Annotated in this window: 19 protein-coding genes and 1 pseudogene; 11 read left to right on the forward strand and 9 right to left on the reverse strand. The window is 40.4% G+C overall.

The genetic code is table 11. The features are described from left to right. Positions 1-12 precede the first annotated feature (12 nt). Entirely contained in the window at positions 13-774 is a 762-nt protein-coding gene (locus tag PNIG_RS02510) for an IS5 family transposase (protein ID WP_089367531.1), read from the forward strand. Between the two features lie 21 nt (positions 775-795). Beyond that, positions 796-1,110 (forward strand): annotated as a pseudogene (locus PNIG_RS02515) (group I truncated hemoglobin); the annotation flags it as partial. A 33-nt stretch (positions 1,111-1,143) separates the two neighbouring features. Here PNIG_RS02515 and PNIG_RS02520 read toward each other — a convergent pair. Continuing rightward, complete coding sequence (locus tag PNIG_RS02520) at positions 1,144-1,887, reverse strand: glycosyltransferase family 25 protein (protein WP_089367740.1); 744 nt, start codon at positions 1,885-1,887, stop codon at positions 1,144-1,146. 131 nt (positions 1,888-2,018) lie between these two features. On the opposite strand from PNIG_RS02520, the gene PNIG_RS02525 reads away from it, so the two are divergent. Then, the gene (locus tag PNIG_RS02525; protein WP_089367741.1) at positions 2,019-2,822 is read left to right on the forward strand and encodes a sulfurtransferase; all 804 of its coding nucleotides are present in this window, start codon (positions 2,019-2,021) and stop codon (positions 2,820-2,822) included. Between the two features lie 556 nt (positions 2,823-3,378). Here the strand turns inward: PNIG_RS02525 and PNIG_RS02530 are convergent. Beyond that, positions 3,379-3,729 carry a cysteine-rich CWC family protein gene (locus PNIG_RS02530; protein ID WP_089367742.1) on the reverse strand — a complete coding sequence of 117 codons (351 nt, stop codon included), beginning with the start codon at positions 3,727-3,729 and terminating at the stop codon, positions 3,379-3,381. A gap of 42 nt (positions 3,730-3,771) precedes the next feature. On the opposite strand from PNIG_RS02530, the gene PNIG_RS02535 reads away from it, so the two are divergent. Next, a complete protein-coding gene (locus PNIG_RS02535; RefSeq protein ID WP_089367743.1) occupies positions 3,772-4,095 on the forward strand; it encodes a hypothetical protein in 324 nt (107 codons plus the stop codon). Between the two features lie 210 nt (positions 4,096-4,305). Here PNIG_RS02535 and PNIG_RS02540 read toward each other — a convergent pair whose 3' ends face one another. Continuing rightward, positions 4,306-5,274: a class 1 fructose-bisphosphatase gene (locus PNIG_RS02540; protein ID WP_089367744.1), complete on the reverse strand. Its 969-nt coding sequence runs from the start codon at positions 5,272-5,274 to the stop codon at positions 4,306-4,308. Positions 5,275-5,428: 154 nt separating this feature from the next. Here PNIG_RS02540 and PNIG_RS02545 point away from each other — a divergent pair, with 154 nt between their 5' ends. Continuing rightward, positions 5,429-7,858, forward strand: a complete 2,430-nt coding sequence (locus PNIG_RS02545; RefSeq protein WP_089367745.1) for a zinc-dependent metalloprotease — start codon at positions 5,429-5,431, stop codon at positions 7,856-7,858. 209 nt (positions 7,859-8,067) lie between these two features. Beyond that, positions 8,068-8,841: a YggN family protein gene (locus PNIG_RS02550; protein ID WP_089367746.1), complete on the forward strand. Its 774-nt coding sequence runs from the start codon at positions 8,068-8,070 to the stop codon at positions 8,839-8,841. Positions 8,842-8,951: 110 nt separating this feature from the next. Here PNIG_RS02550 and wecB read toward each other — a convergent pair whose 3' ends face one another. Then, positions 8,952-10,067 carry a non-hydrolyzing UDP-N-acetylglucosamine 2-epimerase gene (gene wecB, locus PNIG_RS02555; RefSeq protein ID WP_089367747.1) on the reverse strand — a complete coding sequence of 372 codons (1,116 nt, stop codon included), beginning with the start codon at positions 10,065-10,067 and terminating at the stop codon, positions 8,952-8,954. Positions 10,068-10,194: 127 nt separating this feature from the next. Then, complete coding sequence (rsuA, locus tag PNIG_RS02560; protein WP_089367748.1) at positions 10,195-10,893, reverse strand: 16S rRNA pseudouridine(516) synthase RsuA; 699 nt, start codon at positions 10,891-10,893, stop codon at positions 10,195-10,197. Between the two features lie 59 nt (positions 10,894-10,952). On the opposite strand from rsuA, the gene zapE reads away from it, so the two are divergent. Next, positions 10,953-12,062 carry a cell division protein ZapE gene (gene zapE, locus PNIG_RS02565; RefSeq protein WP_089367749.1) on the forward strand — a complete coding sequence of 370 codons (1,110 nt, stop codon included), beginning with the start codon at positions 10,953-10,955 and terminating at the stop codon, positions 12,060-12,062. Positions 12,063-12,243: 181 nt separating this feature from the next. Here the strand turns inward: zapE and galE are convergent, their stop codons facing one another. Continuing rightward, positions 12,244-13,257 (reverse strand): UDP-glucose 4-epimerase GalE, encoded by a 1,014-nt coding sequence (gene galE / locus PNIG_RS02570; RefSeq protein WP_089367750.1) that lies wholly within the window; start codon positions 13,255-13,257, stop codon positions 12,244-12,246. A 290-nt stretch (positions 13,258-13,547) separates the two neighbouring features. Here galE and PNIG_RS02575 point away from each other — a divergent pair, with 290 nt between their 5' ends. Next, positions 13,548-14,039, forward strand: coding sequence for a DUF3016 domain-containing protein (locus PNIG_RS02575; RefSeq protein WP_089367751.1), 492 nt, complete (start codon positions 13,548-13,550; stop codon positions 14,037-14,039). Between the two features lie 79 nt (positions 14,040-14,118). Here PNIG_RS02575 and PNIG_RS02580 read toward each other — a convergent pair whose 3' ends face one another. After that, entirely contained in the window at positions 14,119-14,409 is a 291-nt protein-coding gene (locus PNIG_RS02580) for a hypothetical protein (protein WP_011327181.1), read from the reverse strand. A 168-nt stretch (positions 14,410-14,577) separates the two neighbouring features. Here PNIG_RS02580 and PNIG_RS02585 point away from each other — a divergent pair, with 168 nt between their 5' ends. Continuing rightward, on the forward strand, positions 14,578-14,787 hold the full coding sequence (locus tag PNIG_RS02585) for a hypothetical protein (RefSeq protein WP_089367752.1): 210 nt from the start codon (positions 14,578-14,580) through the stop codon (positions 14,785-14,787). Between the two features lie 8 nt (positions 14,788-14,795). On the opposite strand, the gene epmB is transcribed toward PNIG_RS02585, so the two are convergent. Then, positions 14,796-15,809 (reverse strand): EF-P beta-lysylation protein EpmB, encoded by a 1,014-nt coding sequence (gene epmB / locus PNIG_RS02590; RefSeq protein WP_041454337.1) that lies wholly within the window; start codon positions 15,807-15,809, stop codon positions 14,796-14,798. A 41-nt stretch (positions 15,810-15,850) separates the two neighbouring features. Between epmB and efp the strand changes: the two genes are divergently transcribed. Both efp and epmA read left to right on the forward strand, forming a co-directional pair. Continuing rightward, a complete protein-coding gene (efp, locus tag PNIG_RS02595; protein WP_011327184.1) occupies positions 15,851-16,417 on the forward strand; it encodes an elongation factor P in 567 nt (188 codons plus the stop codon). Between the two features lie 59 nt (positions 16,418-16,476). Next, positions 16,477-17,451, forward strand: a complete 975-nt coding sequence (gene epmA, locus PNIG_RS02600) for an elongation factor P--(R)-beta-lysine ligase (protein WP_011327185.1) — start codon at positions 16,477-16,479, stop codon at positions 17,449-17,451. A 140-nt stretch (positions 17,452-17,591) separates the two neighbouring features. Here epmA and PNIG_RS02605 read toward each other — a convergent pair whose 3' ends face one another. Then, the gene (locus tag PNIG_RS02605) at positions 17,592-19,691 is read right to left on the reverse strand and encodes a TonB-dependent receptor (protein ID WP_086993125.1); all 2,100 of its coding nucleotides are present in this window, start codon (positions 19,689-19,691) and stop codon (positions 17,592-17,594) included. Between the last annotated feature and the right edge of the window lie 66 nt (positions 19,692-19,757).

The following is a 19,757-nucleotide window of genomic DNA, read 5'->3' on the forward strand; positions in this document are numbered from 1 at the left end:
CACCGAACCTACATGCCAAGATTAATGTTAACAGACGGGACATGGAATGTCTTATCAAAAGTAATGTACTTAAGTGGTCGAATTTATAATAAGCCCAACCATAGAAAAACGCTCGAAGGCATACTGTATAAGATGCGCACAGGTATTCCATGGCGAGATTTACCTTCTGATTTTGGCCGTTGGAGTGCTATCTACAGACGGTTTAATTTATGGTCCAAAAAAGGGATTTTGAATGAACTGTTTCGCGCATTATCTCGTGATGCGGACATGGATTGGGTCTTCATTGATGGCAGTATTGTCAGGGCTCATCAACATAGTTGCGGTGCAAGAACTGCTGACAATGAATCAATTGGAAAGAGCCGAGGTGGAAATTCTACGAAAATTCATCTTGCAGTCGATAGCGGAGGGTTGCCTGTTTATTATGAATTATCCTGTGGAAATACGCATGATATCGTCCATGCAGAGTCACTCGTAGCTAATTGCCCAACAAGTAATATGGTTGTCGCAGATAAAGGCTACGACAGTGAAAAACTGAGAGCGTTTGTTCGTGATAATAACGCTACACCCGTTATTCCACGTAAGGGCAACAGTTTAGTAGGCAATGAAGATATTGACTGGTGCATGTACAAATATCGGCACTTGGTTGAGAATGCATTTGGCCGTATTAAGCAATATAGAGGGATAGCCACGCGGTATGAAAAGCTTGAACGAAATTATCATTCAATGCTCGCTTTAGCATTTACTATGATGTGGCTACCAATGTGGGCTGATTGATATATGTACTACAAAGATCAACAGCCCCTAGTGGATAGCTTTATTTATCAAATAGGTAATGACAGGCAAGTGTTTCACTATTTTGAGCACAGTAACATTACTCATTTTCGCCAAGGCTTTATAAGCCACTTATGCGCGCTAACAAACGGCCCGTGTGAGTATAAAGGCGACTCTATGGTTGCTATTCATACCGGCATGAATATTAATGAAAAAGATTTTAATCATGTAGTCGATCTGCTAATTAATGCGATGGACGAGCAAAGTATACCCCATCCGGTACAAAATAAAATAATATCGAAAATGGCGCTGTTACGGAGCAATATTATTAAAATGTAATCGAACATTGCGAAAGATGAGATGGCGCTTTTATTATTTACCAATAATGCTAGAAAGATCTGCTGTTTTATACTGTCTTTGCCTATAAATACTCGATCTGTGGATTAAATTTCTGATGAATGTACTGTGGTTAGAGTGTTTACCGCCATTCATAGTTGATATTTCACTAATAAAACTTCGATCTTCGGCAATTGGGTAGGGTTTTATGCCAATCATATTTAGCCCTACTTCTGTGTGAAATTGTATATCGACATCTACAGGTCTAAAAAATGGCTTTCTTTGCAGTAGCTTTTTAGCGCCGCTTAATGTAATGATGTAGCCTTGAGTACCGTTAGGGGCTTTTTTATAGTTGCCTACTGTTAGATTATTTTCTAATATAGCACTGTCTATAAATGGAAAGTTTCGGTCATTTGATAGCTTTATTAAATCCCAATTATTTAATTTAATCGCTACATCAACAACATCTTTAAGTGAAGCCTTAATGGAGAGATCATCTTCTAATACGACACAAAAAGATATATTTTCATCAACTATTTTTTGCCAAATACGCATATGGCTAACATAGCATCCAATTTCACCCAATGTCAGATCGCGGTTGTAGCGTTTTTTATTTTTTTTCGGGCAATACCAGTTGAGGATCTCTTGCTCACTAAGATTTTTGCCAATGGTAGCTTCAAAGCGTTCAGCCGTTAAATGCAAGTTGGTTAGTTGCTTTTGAGTTGCTTCCCAACGCTCTTCACAGCCTTGCATGTTGATAATGTAAAAAGGGATTGACATAATTTTTACTCTATTTAGAAATATCAAAGCAGCTATTTTAGCATTTTTCTAATTTGTAACCAGCCTAAATTTTATTTATAAGCAGACTTTAACAAAATATAGTTATTGCATGCCTTCAAATTTGGTAAAAAATGAAAAATATAGTCAGCACACAATGGTTATATGCGCGTTTAGAGCAAGCTAAACTCGTTATTCTTGATGCAGGGATGTTGCGCGCATCCTTTATTGGGGAGTACTCTCCAATAGCTATGCTGCCTAACGCGCAGCGCTTTGATATTAAAAATGAACTAGCAGATCGCTCTAACCCATTACCTAATACTTTGCGTAGCGAAACGCAATTTACTCAAGTAATGCAAAAGGCAGGCGTTAACCACGATTCGTACATTGTTATTTATGAAGATGAGGGCTTGTTTAGCGCAGCTAGGGCATGGTGGATGCTAAAATCTATGGGCTTTGATAATGTAAAAGTGCTCAGTGGTGGGCTAAGTAAATGGCTTGAGAGTGGCTACCCGGTACAGCAAGGCTATAGCAAGGCAAAACATAATGGTAATTTTTTTGCACGTTATAAAGCGGGTTATTTTATTAATAAGCAACAGGTACAAAACGCAATTGATGATCCGGCCATAGTATTACTCGATGCGCGTGCACATAAACGCTTTACAGGCGAAGACCCTGAACCCCGTGCTGATATGCGCAGCGGCCATATTCCTAATAGCCTTTCATTACCTTATAGCGAATTATTGTGCAGTGGTGAGGCTAAGTCACTTAGCGAAATACAGCAGCAATTTAAAGCCCTAGTCGGTAATGCAGAAAAACTACAATTTACATGTGGCGCGGGTATAACCGCCTGCATATTAGCGTTATTTGCTGATGAGTGCGGTTACGCTAACTTAAGTGTTTACGACGGTTCATGGAGTGAATGGGGAAGAAAATAAAGAGTAGATAAAGCCGCGGTGAGTTATTAGTAAAAACGATCCTGTAACAAACACCGCGCTAAACCTAAATACCGGCCCTGCGTGCAAATTCACTTCGCATTCATCTAATATCGCTTAAAAATATAAAGCCTACTTGCACAATGAGAAGCCAATGAGCAAACAAAAGCAATAGATTACACCATATTGCTCGTTGCCTTAACTCATAGCCCTTAGCCATAACTAATTACTCCTCTAAAGCGCAGCGTCTCTTATGCTCTTTGTGAATATTTCACTTAAACACTTTTTGCACAAGGAGAAGATAATGAGCGTAAATGAGAAGAGATCAGGCATTAATTAAACACTAAATTAGTTTAGCTTTTTAGCTGAACACTGCTCTTTCGTAGATGCGACGACTAACTTGAAAAACTCCGCTAACGACAAACACCAAACCTGTAGATGCGAATTTATTTCGTGCTTTTTAATTAAAAAAAGCGAGGTATAAAACCCCAACCAGCTACCCAAAACTTAAACCTCGTATCTACTTTATCGAGGTCGTATCAAAATCTAACACCTGCTATTACTTATACGGGCAATTTTTGCAGCCATTTTTACAGCATGTGCCACGCTTTAAAAAAAACCACTTACTAAATACCATATAGCTGTTTTGCATAGTGTAATCGAGCCCTTCAATCAGCTCTCCATTATTTTTAAATTGCTTAGCAAACGCGAGTTGTATTTTAATCGGCTGCGAGTAAAGGCTTTGTAAGTAAGTGTTTATTTTAGCCAGCGTACAGTTACGGCATAAACAGCTTGTAGCGTTAAGATCTAACGGTAAAATAGCGGGTAACTCGTTGCACCAACATGCTGATATGTCAGTCACATTACAGGTAAGAGCAGCATTACATTGGGGGCAGTTAATTTGGGTCATTATTTTACTTTTAAATCACGGTGAGCGCAGAATAACAATATTATGGATATACAAAAAGCATTAGCGCAGTTTATTACCTTCGGCTCAGAAAAAGACGAGGCTATTGCTGTTATTGTATCTGCGGCAGCAGCAAAACAGCCATTATTTACCCTAAGTACGTCAATCATGCTAAATGTGTTTGAGCGTTGTTTACACAATGAAATAGCACTTGATGATTTGGAACTGTGGGCGAATGTGATTGAAGCGCGAGATGATATTGATTGCGCTGAATGTGAGGGCGTTATTTATGCACTTAGTAACAGTGAGCAAATGGGCGAGCTTAATTATGAAAAGCTCGCCAAATTAGCCACGCTTTTACAAGAGTAAAAGCGTGGCTGATTTTTAGTCAAGTATTAAAGGTACGAGATCTCAGGTGTTGATAAAATACCGAACCGTAGGCGGGAGTTTACCTCGCGCATTTTATAAATTTAATAAGCGCGGCATAAAGCCCCGCCTTGTATCTACGGTTAACTTAAACACCGCGCTGGCTTAATTCTCGCCTAAAATCTGATACCTAAAACCTTGTATTTCTATTTATTACTTATGATATCCCAAGCAGGTTTCTACTTCGTTTTTTGAGCCTAAAATTACAGCTACGCGCTGGTGAATGGCATTAGGCTGTATCTCCATAATACGCTCGGTGCCAGTTGACGCAATCCCGCCAGCTTGCTCTACTAGCATGGCCATAGGGTTTGCTTCGTAAAGCAGACGAAGCTTATTTGGCTGGCTTGGGTTTTTGGTATCGGTTGGGTAGGTAAATAACCCGCCACGGCTTAATACGCGGTGTACATCGCCTACCATTGCAGCAATCCAGCGCATATTAAAGTTTCGAGCGCGTGGGCCAGTGTCGCCACCTACAAGGTCGTTAATGTAGTTTTGCATAGCCGGTTGCCAATGGCGTTGGTTTGACGCATTAATAGCATATTCATTGGTATCTGCTGGTATTTTTGCAAAATCTTGAGTTAATAAAAAGGTGCCGTGCGTTTTATCTAGGGTGAAAAAGCGGGTGCCTTTACCTGTCGTTAGCGCCAATATAGTCGATGGGCCATACAATACATAACCTGCCGCTACTTGATTAATACCCGGTTGCATAAAAATACTTTGGTCAGTAGGATCTGCGCCTTCAGGCGCTTTCATTACTGAAAAAATAGTACCTACTAACGAGTTTATGTCGGTGTTTGATGAGCCATCAAGTGGGTCAAACGCTACAATATATTCTGCATCAGGATTACCAGCAACTGTGTAGTCTTCTTCTTCAGAGGCGATGGCTTTTACGTAGCCCGATTCCAATAATATATCTTTAAGCAGTTGGTTGGTTAAAACATCAAGCTTCTTTTGAGTTTCGCCTTGAATATTCTCGTCAAGTGTTGAGCCTAATACACCCGATAATTCGCCTTGGCCAACACGAAATGAAATTTCTTTACATGCGGCTAAAATAGTTCTGATCAAAGAGATTAATTCTCTTGGGCAACCATCTTCAAGTAATACTGGAGGAAGTCTACGCATTCTATTTTCCTGATAACGTGATTAAACTAATCATAATGTGAGAGGGATTAGTTTGGAGCGCTGAAATTCGTCTTAAATAACTGTATTGTTTAAATTCCCCCCTATAATGGGGTTACCTAATCGTACTTAAAACGCCAATAACAAAGATAAGATTATGCAAAAAATAAAACTACTAGGTTACATTCTCTTTACTGTGTTGCTCACTATGATAACTCAAGCGCACGCAGCAATTAAGTCTATTGATGAATTTACTGGAAAGATGAATCATTTTCCGGGATATTTTTCATTTTTTTACGATACAGAAAACGGCAAGGTTTATTTAAAAGTAGATAAACTAGAGCAGCAATTTTTGCTACAGCAAAGCTTGCCAAATGGCTTGGGCTCTAACGATATAGGGCTCGATAGAGGGCAGCTTGGTAATACACACTTAGTGCAATTTGAGCGCTTTGGCGACAAAGTAATGCTACGTGCTGTAAATACTTACTATCGCGCAAATACCAGTAATAAAGCCGAGCAGCAAAGTATTAATGAAGCGTTTGCATCAAGTATATTAGCGGGCTTTAAAGTGGTTGCGCAAAATAAGCGGGCGCTATTAATCGATTACACTCCGTATTTACTTAGTGATGTACACGGTGTAAATCGTACCCTGGCAGCGACTAAACAAGGTAACTTTAATCTAGACGAATCGCGTAGTGCAGTTTATATGAGTCGCTCTAAAGCATTTATTAATAATACAGAGCTTGAAGCTGTGCTGACCTTTGCCGGTACTCAACCGGGTAAGTTTGTGCGTGAAATAAGCCCTGACGCTTATTCGTTAACGGTGCATATGCACCATTCACTAATTAAATTACCAGACGATAACTACACCCCGCGCAACTTCCATCCACAATCGGGTTTTTGGAGTATTGAGCATAAAAACTATGCTGCAGCACTTGGTGAGTCTATGTATGTGCGATATATACCGCACCATCGGTTAACTAAAAAAGATCCGAGTTTACCTATTAGCGAGCCTATTGAGCCGATTGTTTATTACCTTGATCCTGGGGTGCCGGAGCCGGTAAAAAGTGCATTGCTTGAAGGTGCACAGTGGTGGGATGAAGCGTTTAGTGCAGCGGGTTATAAAAATGCATTTATAATAAAAGTACTACCAACAAACGCTGATCCTATGGATATTCGCTACAACGTAGTGCAGTGGGTGCATCGTGCTACTCGTGGTTGGTCGTATGGCAGTTCGGTAATTGATCCGCGCACCGGCGAAATAATAAAAGGGCATGTAACGCTTGGTTCACTGCGCGTACGCCAAGATATTTTAATTGCAGAAGCGCTGGCTGCGCCTTACTTAAACGGCAATGAAATAGCAAAAACTCTACAAGCCATGGCGCTTGATCGTATTAGGCAGTTAAGTGCTCACGAAATTGGGCATACCTTGGGGGTTTCTCATAACTTTGCCGCTTCAGTGGGCGATAGAGCCTCGGTAATGGATTATCCGCATCCGCTGCTTAGCTTTGATGAACAAGGCAAGCTTGATGTGTCACGCGGTTATGCTACGGGTATGGGCGTGTGGGATACACAAGTTATTAAATACGGCTACAGCGACTTTACTAATCAAAACGAAGCAGCAGCATTGGCGGCTATTTTAAAAGAAAACAACACTAAAGGGCTCGAGTTTATATCTGATAGCGACGCACGCGCTGCCGGTGGTGCGCATCCTACGGCTCATTTGTGGGATAACGGCGCAGCACCAAGCGAAGAGCTATTAAGAGTACTAGAAGTGCGTAAGCAAGCACTCGCACAATTTGGTATTCATAATATAAAAACGGGAGAGGCGTTATCGCAATTAGAAGAAAAACTGGTGCCCTTGTATTTATTTCACCGTTATCAAGTAGAGGCGGTGGCTAAATTAATTGCTGGAGTAAATTACGAGTACGAAGTACGCGGTGATAAACCTGTAAAAGGCGCGCAAGTGGTTGCTAAGCAAGCGCAACAACAAGCGGTTAAAGCTATTTTAACCACTCTTGAGGGCCGTAATTTAGTGTTGCCAGAGTCAATACTCGCACTTATTCCACCTAAAGCGTATGGTGAGTCTAGAACGCGTGAAAGTATAGTGGGGCGCACCGGTTTAACCCTTGATGCTATGGCCCTACCTGAAGTTGCCGTGCAGCATAGCTTATCGTTATTACTAAATGCACAGCGTTTAAATCGCCTTGCGCAACAACAAGCACGCAGTGATGATTTTTATAGTTTAGATGAGTTACTTTTACAGCTTTATAAGCAGGTTTTTTTGGCATTGCCATCCAATAACATGGTGGCAAAGATCACTCAGCGAGTGCAATTTTTAAGTGCTAAAACAATGGCTGATTTAGTGGCCAGCGATAACGTAAGTCCAGAAGTACAAGCACAACTGCGTTACTATTTAACTAAGCTAAAAGATGACTTTGAACAAAATTCACTACTAAGCAACACCAGTATAGGTGAAAGCGCGTTTAAACAATATTTAGCTGAACAAGTTAACCTGTTTTTAACCACAGGTAGCTGGCCAGATAACTTTAAAGCATTACCAATCCCGCCAGGTTCGCCAATTTAAAAGGATCGCTTTTAGCAATAAAGCAGCAGGAGGCTTTTAACTAAGAAATTAAAAAACACCGTGCTTAATTTAAACGCGGTGTTTTTTGTATTACTCATTGCATAGGTTCAATACGCAGAGCTGTCTTTGTTATTGTGTTACTTTTGCTTGCATAAAGTTGTTTTTTTGTTAATCTACCGGCCTTCTGTTGTGGCTATTTTGAGGTGTTTATGGCGTTTTTATCTCGTTCGATATTGGCGTTGTCTGTAGCACTTTTAAGCAATAACGTATTTGCGCAAAAGCAGTGTGATGTAGAGCTTCGTCACGGTTTAATCATTACTGATGATATTATTCGCATTGTTGATAAGGGCCAAACCCGCGTACAAATTAATAATAATAACCAATTGTTTATCCGTGGCTATTGGATTGACTTAAGTGATGACGAAAGTAAAGTCCTTGAGCAGTTTAGCAGCGGTATTCGTCAAACTGTTCCTGAGCTCGTTAACTTAGCCACCGATGGCGTTAATTTAGGGCTCAGTGCAATTGAGCATGTTGTTGAAGGCATGACAGATAAAGAATCAGAAGTGCTTAAAACGCAATTGCAGTACGTTGAACGTGCGCTAATGGATAAGTTTAAACGCGGCGATGACTTTTTCTTTATTGCGCCGCAATCACTTTCCAAAATAGACGACTTTTTCACTAAAGATATTAGCAAAAAAATTCACTCGGCAGTGCATGGCTCCCTCGGGGCTATTTTAATGTCGTTAGGCGATGCATTTAAATCGCGCGAAGGTAATATTGAAGATCGAATGAACGACATGAGCCAACGCATGGATATTATTTCATCAGAAATAGATAAATCACTCCAAGAAAAAGCCCGCCAACTCGAACTAAAAGCTGCAGAATACTGCGAATGTTTAAACGCCCTTGATGTGACTGAATCTCGCCTACAAGCCATAGTACCAGGTATGGTGAGCTTTGATTTAGTGCAAATAAAGTCTTAAAAATTAAGAGCTGGTATTAGGTTTCAGGTTTCAGTAATTAATTAGCCAAGCACGCATTTACAATTAGGCCTCGTCGTTATAAATTGCCTAGAACCTAGTGCCATGAACTTTTAACGCGCTAAAATATCACATATACGTTGGCATGCATTGCCGTCACCATAAGGGTTGTGAGCGCGACTCATTGTTTTATATGCAGCATCATCAGTTAACAACTCATTTAATGCTGCGGTGATCTTAGCTACATCGGTACCAACTAATTTCACTGTACCTGCTTCAACTGCCTCTGGGCGCTCTGTGGTATCACGCATAACTAATACAGGCTTACCTAAACTTGGTGCTTCTTCTTGAATGCCACCAGAGTCAGTTAAAATAATATGAGCACGATTCATCAAGTATACAAATGGCAGGTATTGTTGTGGCTCTATTAAATGTACGTTATCAACATCTTTTAAAATGCGCTTTACCGGCTCTTGTACATTCGGGTTTAAATGCACGGGATAAAGTATTTGCGTATTTGGATGAGTTTTTGCGGTTTGCGCTAATGCTTCGCAAATTCGCTCAAACCCACCACCAAAACTTTCACGGCGATGGCCTGTAACCAATATAAGCTTTTTATTTTCATCAAGCATTGGGAATTGCGATGCGAGTGTATTGCTTAATTCTGCATCATTTTCAATTTGTTGTTTAACCATTAATAACGCATCAATTACTGTGTTACCCGTTACAGATATGTTTTCAGCCGCGTAGTTTTCTTTTAATAAGTTAGCTTTTGAATTTTCGGTGGGTGCTAAATGGTACTTTGTAAGTGAGCCGGTTAATTTACGATTACCTTCTTCTGGCCAGGGTGAGTAAATATTACCTGTACGCAAGCCTGCTTCGACATGACCTACTGCGATTTGCTCATAATAAGCCGCCAGACTTGCTGCAAAAGTAGTCGCTGTATCGCCATGAACAAGCACTACATCTGGCTTAAACTCTTTAAGTACGGGCGTTAACTCTAGCAGAATACGACTGGTTACTTCTGGTAATGTTTGGCCCGCTTTCATCAGGTTCAAATCGTAGTCAGGGGTTATTTTAAACAGCTCAAGTACTTGGTCTAGCATTTCACGATGCTGCGCCGTTACACAAACTTTAGCTTCAAAGCGACTATCGTTAGTTAATGCATGTACTAGCGGCGCCATTTTTATCGCTTCTGGGCGGGTGCCAAATACGGTTAATACTTTCACTGTTATATCCTTTTAATAAATTAGAGTCTCGAAGCTCTGTTATGCTCGTTATCTGTGTTAAAAGTGCTGTGTTTTTAGGCTGCCTTATCTTTCGTTATTAATACTTGATTGAAGCCTAAAAAATTCTTTACAGTTTAATTTCTTCGGCTGTTAACAAGCGATATTCACCCGCTGCTAGGTTTTCGTCTAGTTTAATATTGCCAATTTGTTCGCGGTGCAATTCAACCACTTTGTTGTCTACAGCGGCTAACATGCGCTTAACTTGGTGGTATTTACCTTCACAAATAGATAAACGTAAGCCGTAATTAGCGAGGCGCTCTGCTTTTGCCGGGCGGGTTAGAGCTTTTTCGTTATGTAATTGTACCCCTTCGCGCAGTGCCTCTAACGATTCGTCAGTAATGGGCTCTTGGGTTTCTACTAAGTAGGTTTTAAATTTATTGTTTTTAGGAGACGTTATTTTATGCGACCAGTCGCCATCGTTGGTTAAGATAACTAAGCCAGTGGTGTCAATATCGAGGCGGCCTGCTACGTGAAAGTCGCTCATATTTGGCTCGTCAATTAAATCGAATACCGTTTTGTGTAGCTCATCACTATTGGCACTTACATAACCAACGGGTTTGTTTAACATGAAGTAGCGTTTACCTAAAAATACGAGTTGTTCACCTTGAAAAACGACTTCGTCTTGCTGCTTAATTTGAAAATCGAAAGCAGTGACCACTTCACCATTGACGAGTGCGGCTTGGCGTTTAATGCTGGCTCTGGCTTTTGAGCGTGGCAGCTCTGCTAAATGACTAATAAATTTATCTAGGCGGCAAGGGAATTTCATTGGGGTTCACATTTTGAGTCGGCTACAATGGACGCGATTATAACGGATAGTGAAATACCATGACAGTGCAGGACACACAAATAATAAGCCTTTACCAAGCTAAGGTTGCATCGGGCGATCTTAGCTTCGATGCTGCGCAAAATAATGCCGTACAGGCACTTAATTCGCTTAGTGAACAATTACAAATACACTACAGCTGGTGGCAAAAGTCGCCACTCATAAAAGGTGTGTATTTGTATGGGCCGGTAGGGCGTGGTAAATCCATGCTAATGGATTTATTTTATAACAATGTTGCTATAAGTAAAAAGCAGCGGCTGCATTTTCATCACTTTATAGCGCAGGTACACCAGCAGTTAGGGCAGTTACAAGGGCAAAAAGATCCGTTAATAATTATAGCTAAAAATTGGGCCAAAAATATTCGGGTGCTATGTTTTGATGAGTTTTTTGTTAGCGATATTGGCGACGCTATGATTATGGCCCGGCTGTTTGATGCATTATTTAAACAAGGTGTAGTGTTGGTGGCCACTTCAAACGCAAAACCAGAGCAGCTTTATTACAATGGCCTGCAGCGAGCACGATTTTTACCTACCATAGATTTAATTAATAATTATTGCGAGATAGTTAATGTAGCGGGAGAGGAGGATCATCGTTTTCGTTATGGTAAAAATAGTAGTCATTACTTTATTAATTTACCCAGTAATGACTTTAAAGCTAAATTTTTAACGCAGTACCCGCAAGCATCGCACTGTGGCAATATCACGGTACACGGTAGAGCGCTGCCTTATTTATTAAAAACAGCAAATGCCTTAATGATTGATTTTATGGCGTTGTGCTCTGGCCCACGAAGTGCTAACGATTACATGTTTTTAGCTCAGCAATTTTCTGTGTTATATGTGGCAAACGTGCCAAAAATGGGTGTAGGAGCAACCGGTAAAGTAATAGTGCACGGTATAGAGGACAGCTACCAGCGTGAAAAACAAACTCTAGACGAGCACTTTTTTGATGATGAAGCACGACGTTTTATTGCTTTGGTCGATGAGTTTTATGACTGCCATAAGTTACTGGTTATAAATGCACAGGCTGATATAGACACCTTGTATCAAGGTAAAAAACTAAGCTTTGAATATGCACGAACGCAATCGCGTATAGTCGAAATGCAAAATTGGTAAAAATAATAATCGTACTAGGAAGTAAATCAGGGCTAGGTTCTAGGTTAAACTCTAAACCTTAAACTCTGAGCTTAAATTTGAACACGTATATCTTTATTGAATTAAATAAATGACTTACTCCAATCATAATTAACATGCCCCTATAAAAATAGGGACATATTGATTATAGGTATATGGTTTTCTACTTATACCCATTTGGGTTATTTGACTGCCAGCGCCAGGTGTCTTGCATCATAGTATCGATACCGCGCATCGCTTGCCAGTCTAGTTCATTCAGGGCTTTTTCAGGAGCTGCGTAACAAGCGGCTATATCGCCTGGACGACGTGGTGACACTTGATATGGTACTGCTTGCCCACTGGCCTTAATAAAGGCATTCACCATTTGCAGTACTGAATAACCGTTGCCTGTACCTAGGTTATAAACCAATGCACCGGTGTTTGTGGCAATTTTATTCAGCGCTTTTAAATGTCCTAAAGCTAAGTCGACTACGTGAATGTAGTCGCGCACGCCGGTGCCATCTACTGTGTCGTAATCATCGCCAAATACGGCTAGTTGCTTGAGCTTGCCCACGGCAACTTGTGAAATATACGGTAATAAATTATTAGGGATCCCGTTCGGATCTTCGCCAATTAACCCCGATTCATGCGCGCCTACTGGATTAAAGTAACGCAAAATAGCAAAGGCAAAGCGCTCGTCTGATTTTGCGATATCTTGCAACATCATTTCAACCATTAACTTTGATGTGCCATAAGGGTTGGTGGTGCCACCAACAGGAAAGTCTTCTTTAATAGGTAAGCTTGCTGGGTCGCCATAAACGGTTGCAGATGAGCTAAATACTAACTTAAATACACCCGCATCGCGCATCGCATCAACTAGTGTTAATGTACCTTGTACGTTATTTTGATAGTACTCAATTGGTTTTACAACCGACTCACCCACCGCTTTTAAGCCAGCAAAGTGAATTACGCTATCAATAGTATGCTTAGCAAATACTGAGTCTAAAAATGCTTTATCGAGAATATCACCTTGGTAAAAAGTTACTTCTTTACCGGTAATTTTTTTAACGCGCGTAAGTGACTCTGATGATGAGTTGCTTAAATTATCAATAACAACAACATTACTGTTTTGTTGTAAAAGTTCTAAAACAGTGTGCGAGCCAATATAGCCTGCGCCACCGGTTACTAAAATAGTCATGAATGCTCCGTGGATACCTTTTATCAATAATGTTGATTGCACCATAAATTGCGATATTTTACATGCATTATCTGCTTTAAATACGCTGTTATTTTAAAAAAGCTAGATTTACATATTTGATTACATTTCGAACGCTTTAAATAACACTTATGTCATAAGATTAAGTTATAGTTATAGTTATAGTTAATAAACAGCTGTTAAAATGAACTCAGTTATTTAGGTGTTAGTTAATACTGAGCATGCCCTAATTGCAATAATGTAATATTCGGCGCACCTTTTTGGAGAGTGATATGAATCCAGTAAACAAAATCGCAATGTTAATGTGCTTTGCACTACCAGCACTTGCCCATGCGGGTGAGTCGGCTATTAAATGGCATGATTTTAAAGACTATCGTGATGTACGCGAATCCAATCAAGGTAAAGCTTCGTACCATAAGCATATAGCGAGCAGTATTGAAGAGCATGTTGCTAAACTTGCAGAGCAATTGCCAAAAGACTACAAACTTAGCCTAGAGATTACTGATGTCGATTTAGCTGGCGATGTACGCTATGGCGGTATAAATGAAATCAGGGTGGTTAAGCCTATTTATTTTCCGCAACTCAAACTTAATTATTCACTTACCAATGATAAAGGTGAGGTAATAAGTGCAGCAAGTGATGTAAAGCTCAAAGATATGGGCTTTATGGATAAAATTAAAATGGGCCGAGATGAGCCATTTAATTACGAAAAGCGCTTACTTACAGAGTGGTTTGGTGAGGAAATATTACCGAAAGTTGATTAACTAAGCTTTACAAAAACGCCGCTAAATAGCGGCGCTTTTAATGCTTATAGAATCATAAACTTTTTAACTAAAGTTTACGTTACTTAAACGTAGCTAACAAAGTAAGTAGTTGCTGTAATTTAATAACAGTGGTTTTAAGTTTTTCTTCATTAAAACCGTCACTAGATAAGCTCTCTACGTCGGCTGCTACATCAAGCACATATGGCTTAAAGCGTTTAGCTTCAAAGGTAAAACCTGAGTCGGCTGTAAAGAGTGCTTTAAATTTGCCGTGACCTTGCTGTTGTAACTCGTCGAGTTTTTTGTCAGCATCAAGCGCCTGTCGGTAAACAATTTTTAAGTTAGCGTTGAGTTGTTCAATAATAGAATCCATGGTTTTCCTAAAGCTTTGTATTGAGTTGCCGATAATTTATTATGTAGCATGCGTATACTGTATATGTTACTTGGATTATATTTAAAAGTCAGGTTTTTAGCACTGTGCCTTGTTTAACTCCTTTTAAATAATTGCACAACAAACACTGATTAAAGGTGGATTAATTTTATGAATATATCAGGTGGAAATTTACCGGTAATGCCAAGTTCAAGCCAAGGCGGCGAGGTGTTGAGCGCTGCATTGTCTAAAAAACAGCAACTAGCTGATGGCGCAGCTGCATTAGCACTGATTGAGGGTGCTGCGCAGTCATCCAGCGCGCAAACACCGACTAAGTCGGCGACTGCAACACTGGGTAATAACGTAAACATTTACGTTTAAATACGGCTTTAAATTAACTTGAGATCGATTGGCGTTTTACTTTTTTCACCGCCAATCTCTCTGACCAATTTAGGCACTAAAAAACCAGGTAGGGCTTCTAACAGCTCTGCCATTATTTTTATTGCTTGCTCCTCACTAATGTCAAAGTGGCTTGCCCCTTCTACCTTATCTAGCAAATGTAGATAATAGGGCAATACATCGGCATCAAATAACGCTTCACTTAAATTCACTTGTGCTGCAGTTGTATCGTTCACGTCTTTTAAAATAACCGCTTGATTAAATAGCACTACACCTACTTGTTTAAGCTTTTGCATTGCGGCTTTAAAGTCGTCGTCTATTTCGTTGGCATGGTTTATATGATTAACAAACACAATTTTTAATGGCGACCTTGCAAGTCTTTCGCATAACTCATCGGTGATGCGCGCCGGAATAACCACCGGCAGACGGGTATGAATTCGCATGCGTTTAATTTGTGGTAGTTGCTCAAGCTCATCTAAAAACCAACTAATGGCATCGTCTTTGGCCATAAGCGGATCGCCACCACTTAAAATCACTTCATTTATATTATTGTCGGATTTTATATAGCTAAGCGCATCTAGCAGGCTACGCTTATTAAGTTGGTTTTCTTGATACGGAAAATGGCGTCTAAAACAATAGCGGCAATTTACTGCACAACCGGTTTTAAACATTACTAAAACACGCGATTTATACTTGTGTAATAGCCCTGGCTGCTGGTTACTTTGCTCAAGCAGGGGATCTTTATTAAAACCACTTTTAGTTAAGAATTCTTGATGGCGCGGCATAACTTGTAATAATAATGGATCGTTTGCATCGCCTTTACGCATTTTTTTTATAAATGGTATTGGCACACGAACTGGGAACAAGCTACGAGCTTTTATGTCGTTATCATGGACTTGGCTCGATAAACCGACCATTTCTAGCAACACTTTTGGGCAGGTAACTACATTTGCTAATTCTTTTTGCCAGTTTTTATGCAAATTTGCTTCATTTCTTTGTATCATTGGCACGTAGATTACTCGAAAAAATATAAATAGAGGAAACGATGGCGAATTATAGCACCAACGAGTTCAAGGGCGGCCTAAAAATTATGATGGATGGCGAGCCTAGTAGTATCATAGAAAATGAAATGGTAAAACCTGGTAAAGGCCAAGCGTTTAACCGTGTTCGTATCCGTAAACTTATTTCAGGTAAAGTACTTGAAAAAACCTTTAAATCGGGTGAATCTGTTGAAGGTGCTGATGTAATGGATACTGATTTAGCGTATTTATACACAGACGGCGAATTTTGGCATTTCATGAATAACGAAACATTTGAGCAAATTGCTGCTGACGAAAAAGCGTTAGGCGATGCGGGTAAATGGTTAGTTGAAAATGACGTGTGTACAATTACATTATGGAACGGTAATCCCATTGTAGTAACACCACCTAACTTTGTTGAGTTGGAGATCACTGAAACTGATCCGGGCCTTAAAGGTGATACAGCCGGAACTGGCGGTAAACCTGCAACATTAAGTACAGGTGCTGTAGTACGTGTTCCACTATTTGTACAAATAGGCGAAGTTATTAAAGTAGACACTCGTAACGGTGAATACGTAAGCCGCGTTAAGTAATTTTAAGCGTCGCTTTATAAAATCCTAGCTTAAAAGCTGGGATTTTTTTTGGAGAAAATATGTCAGTAAATCTTTGGGCTCCCAGTGCAAGTATTGCAACACTTAAGCAGCGAGCTGTTATTTTACGCAGTATTCGCGAGTTCTTTTATGCTCGCAATGTAATGGAAGTAGAAACCCCCAGTTTAAGCGGAGCCAGTGTAACCGATATACACTTAGTGAGTTTTAACACTCGATTTGTAGGCCCAGGGCACGCCAGCGGCCTTGAGCTATATTTACAAACCTCTCCAGAGTTTGCAATGAAGCGCTTGTTAGCGGCGGGCTCAGGGCCTATATTTCAGTTGTGTAAAGCATTTAGAAACGAAGAAGCTGGCAGCCATCATAATCCTGAATTTACTATGCTGGAATGGTATAGACCAGGGTTTGACGAATTTGCATTAATGGCTGAAATAGATGAGCTAATGCAGCTTATTTTAGATGTTGCGCCGAGTGAACGGTTAACTTACCAACACGCATTTGAACAAGTACTTGGACTTGATCCTCTTACTGCTAGTTTAGAGCAATTACAACAACTTGCCTGCGAGCAAGGGTTTGCTGATATAGCTAAAAATGAAACGCATAGAGATACCTTACTGCAGCTTTTATTTTGTATGAAAGTAGAGCCAACAATTGGCCAACATAAGCCGTGTTTTGTGTATCACTTTCCGGCATCGCAAGCAGCACTGGCACAAATTTGCGATCATGACAGTCGCGTAGCAGGGCGGTTTGAGCTGTATTATAAAAATATGGAATTAGCTAATGGCTTTAACGAGCTAACTAATGCGACAGAGCAAGCTAAGCGTTTTAATGACGATAATGAATATCGTAAACAAAATGGCTTAAAGCAAGTACCAATGGATAAGCATTTAATTGCTGCGCTTGAACATGGATTGGCGCCTTGTGCAGGGGTAGCGCTGGGCATAGACAGGCTAGTAATGTTAGCCACGCAAAAGAGTAATATAAAAGAAGTTATTGCGTTTGATGTGACAAGGGCTTAAAGCAACTTAACATGCAGGGGGGCTGTCAGTTAGTAACTAACCTCTCGCATGATCAGGCTCTACGACTAGCACATAAAAAACCGCATTTATTTTAATAAACGCGGTTTTTTAACAGAGTACTAAAAGCTGTCAGCTTTACTTTATAAATTAAGTGTAAAGGTAACGCCAGCTACACGTGGCTCACCTAGTTGGGTGTAGGTATGATCAGCGTAACCATCAAGTGGGTTGTTGCCAAACTCAAAACCGCGAGTAGGTACTGTTTCGTCAAACACGTTACGTGCCCAGGCGCGTACAGCCCAGCTATCGGCTTCATAACCTAAGCTTACATTCACTAAGTTACTGTTTGGTGCCTGTGCATTATGGCTATCTGAGAAGTAATAATCGTCTTTGCCTTCAACACCTACCATGGCATAAAGCTCGTTGGTAAGGTTATAACGAGCACTCAGTGCGTATTGATATTTAGGTGACTGTGCTTGGTCGCGACCGTCTTGGTTTAAACCCGCTTTAGTTACAAATTTATTTATTTTAGTATTTAAATAACCAGCACTACCGGTAATAAGTAAATCGTCGGTTAGCTGATAGCTACCTTCAAGTTCAAGGCCATAGTTACTGCCAGAGCTCGCGTTATCTACATAACCGGTAAACTTCTGATCTTGTACTTGCCATGACTTTAACTGAATGTTGTCGCGGTGCATGTAAAACGCAGCTAAACGTAGAATAAATTTATCATCAAGGGATGATCCCTTAACACCAAACTCACCGCTCCATAAGTATTCTGGATCAAAACTGGTGTGTTGTTTAAAAAATTCAGCATCAAGGTTTAAGCCTTCATCTTTGGCTTTAGCGAGCGCTTCTGAGTTAATGCCGCCTGCTTTATAACCACGGGTAATGCTGGTGTAGATCATGGTGCGATCAATTACTTGGTACTCAAGCGCTATTTTTCCGCCAACCATAATGTCGTCGGTATCTTCAATAAAACCGTTATTATCGGTGTAATCACCTTGGTATTGCTCAACACGTAAGCCAGTAATTAAGGTGGTTTTAGGCCCAATAGGAGTCGCTAATTGGCCATATACTGCCACGTTATTGGTTTCATACGTTGAGTTAAATGGGCTAGCTAACCAGGTATATTGGCGTTCTAAATCTACGTCGCGGTTTTGATAGTAAAGACCTGCAACCCAGTTGCCGGTTTTGCTTTTAAATTGTAAATCGACCCCTTGATCATCGCGATCGCGGCTGTAAACATCAGTTGAGCTGTAACCTTCAGGGTGCAAACCGGCGGCGCAAAGCTGTGGTTTACTCGGATCGTTACATACCCAATCTTCATCAAAGCTATAAAATAATTCACTGTCGATTGCCGATAAGCTTAGGTTTACGTCAAATAAATCAAAGCCCGTATACGTGTTATTTAGACCGATAGCGTAACTTAATTGGTTATCTTCACCGGGTTCATCGGCAACACTGTTACGGCCGTTATCAAGTGCGAAGGTATCGTAACCGTTATTAATATCAATATAGTGTAGATTTAATTCTGTGCGTAAATTGGCAGTCACTTGGCTGTTTAATTTAAAGCGAGCTACTTGCTCGTCTTGCCCTTGAGTTGGCTTATTTAGGTATAGGTTATCTACATAGCCATCTGATTTTCTACGAAAGTAGCTAACACGAGCGCTGGTATCGTCGGTTAAACCTGTACTTGCAGCAAGACCAGCTTCGCGGCTGTTATAAGTGCCTGCACCTACTTGTAGTTTTAAACTAGGATCGCTTGTTGCTTGCGCCGATTGCATTTGGATCATACCGGCCATACCGTCGGCACCAAAGCGTGTACCTTGTGGGCCACGGTAAATTTCTACTTGGTCAATATCAAATAATAATGCACTGCCACCAAGGCCTGAGTAGTTAATGCCATCAATAACTAAACCAACCGAAGGATTTATGGGGTCAACAAACTGTGAACGTAGTCCTACGCCACGAATTTGAATATAACGACCGCGAGAAGCTCCAGAAGCAAAATTAATATTGGCAGTACTCCCAAGCATTTCATCTAGGTAGGTTGCACCTCGTAAATTAACTTCATCTTCGCTAAATAAGCTGGCGCTAGCACTTAAGGTTTGAATGCTTTCTCGTTGAAAATCACCAGTAACAACAATGCGTTCTAGATCTGTATCGTCAGCGTTGGCGGTAACTGATGCACCAAACAGTGGTAATAATGCGGCGGTAATTAAAGACAAACGTAAGTTCATTAAGTTACTTAACTCCATTTTAGGGACTTGCATGGTAGCAATTATTTCAGTACATGTGCTATAAAC

It is taken from the genome of Pseudoalteromonas nigrifaciens, from assembly GCF_002221505.1.
Taxonomy (GTDB): domain Bacteria; phylum Pseudomonadota; class Gammaproteobacteria; order Enterobacterales; family Alteromonadaceae; genus Pseudoalteromonas; species Pseudoalteromonas nigrifaciens.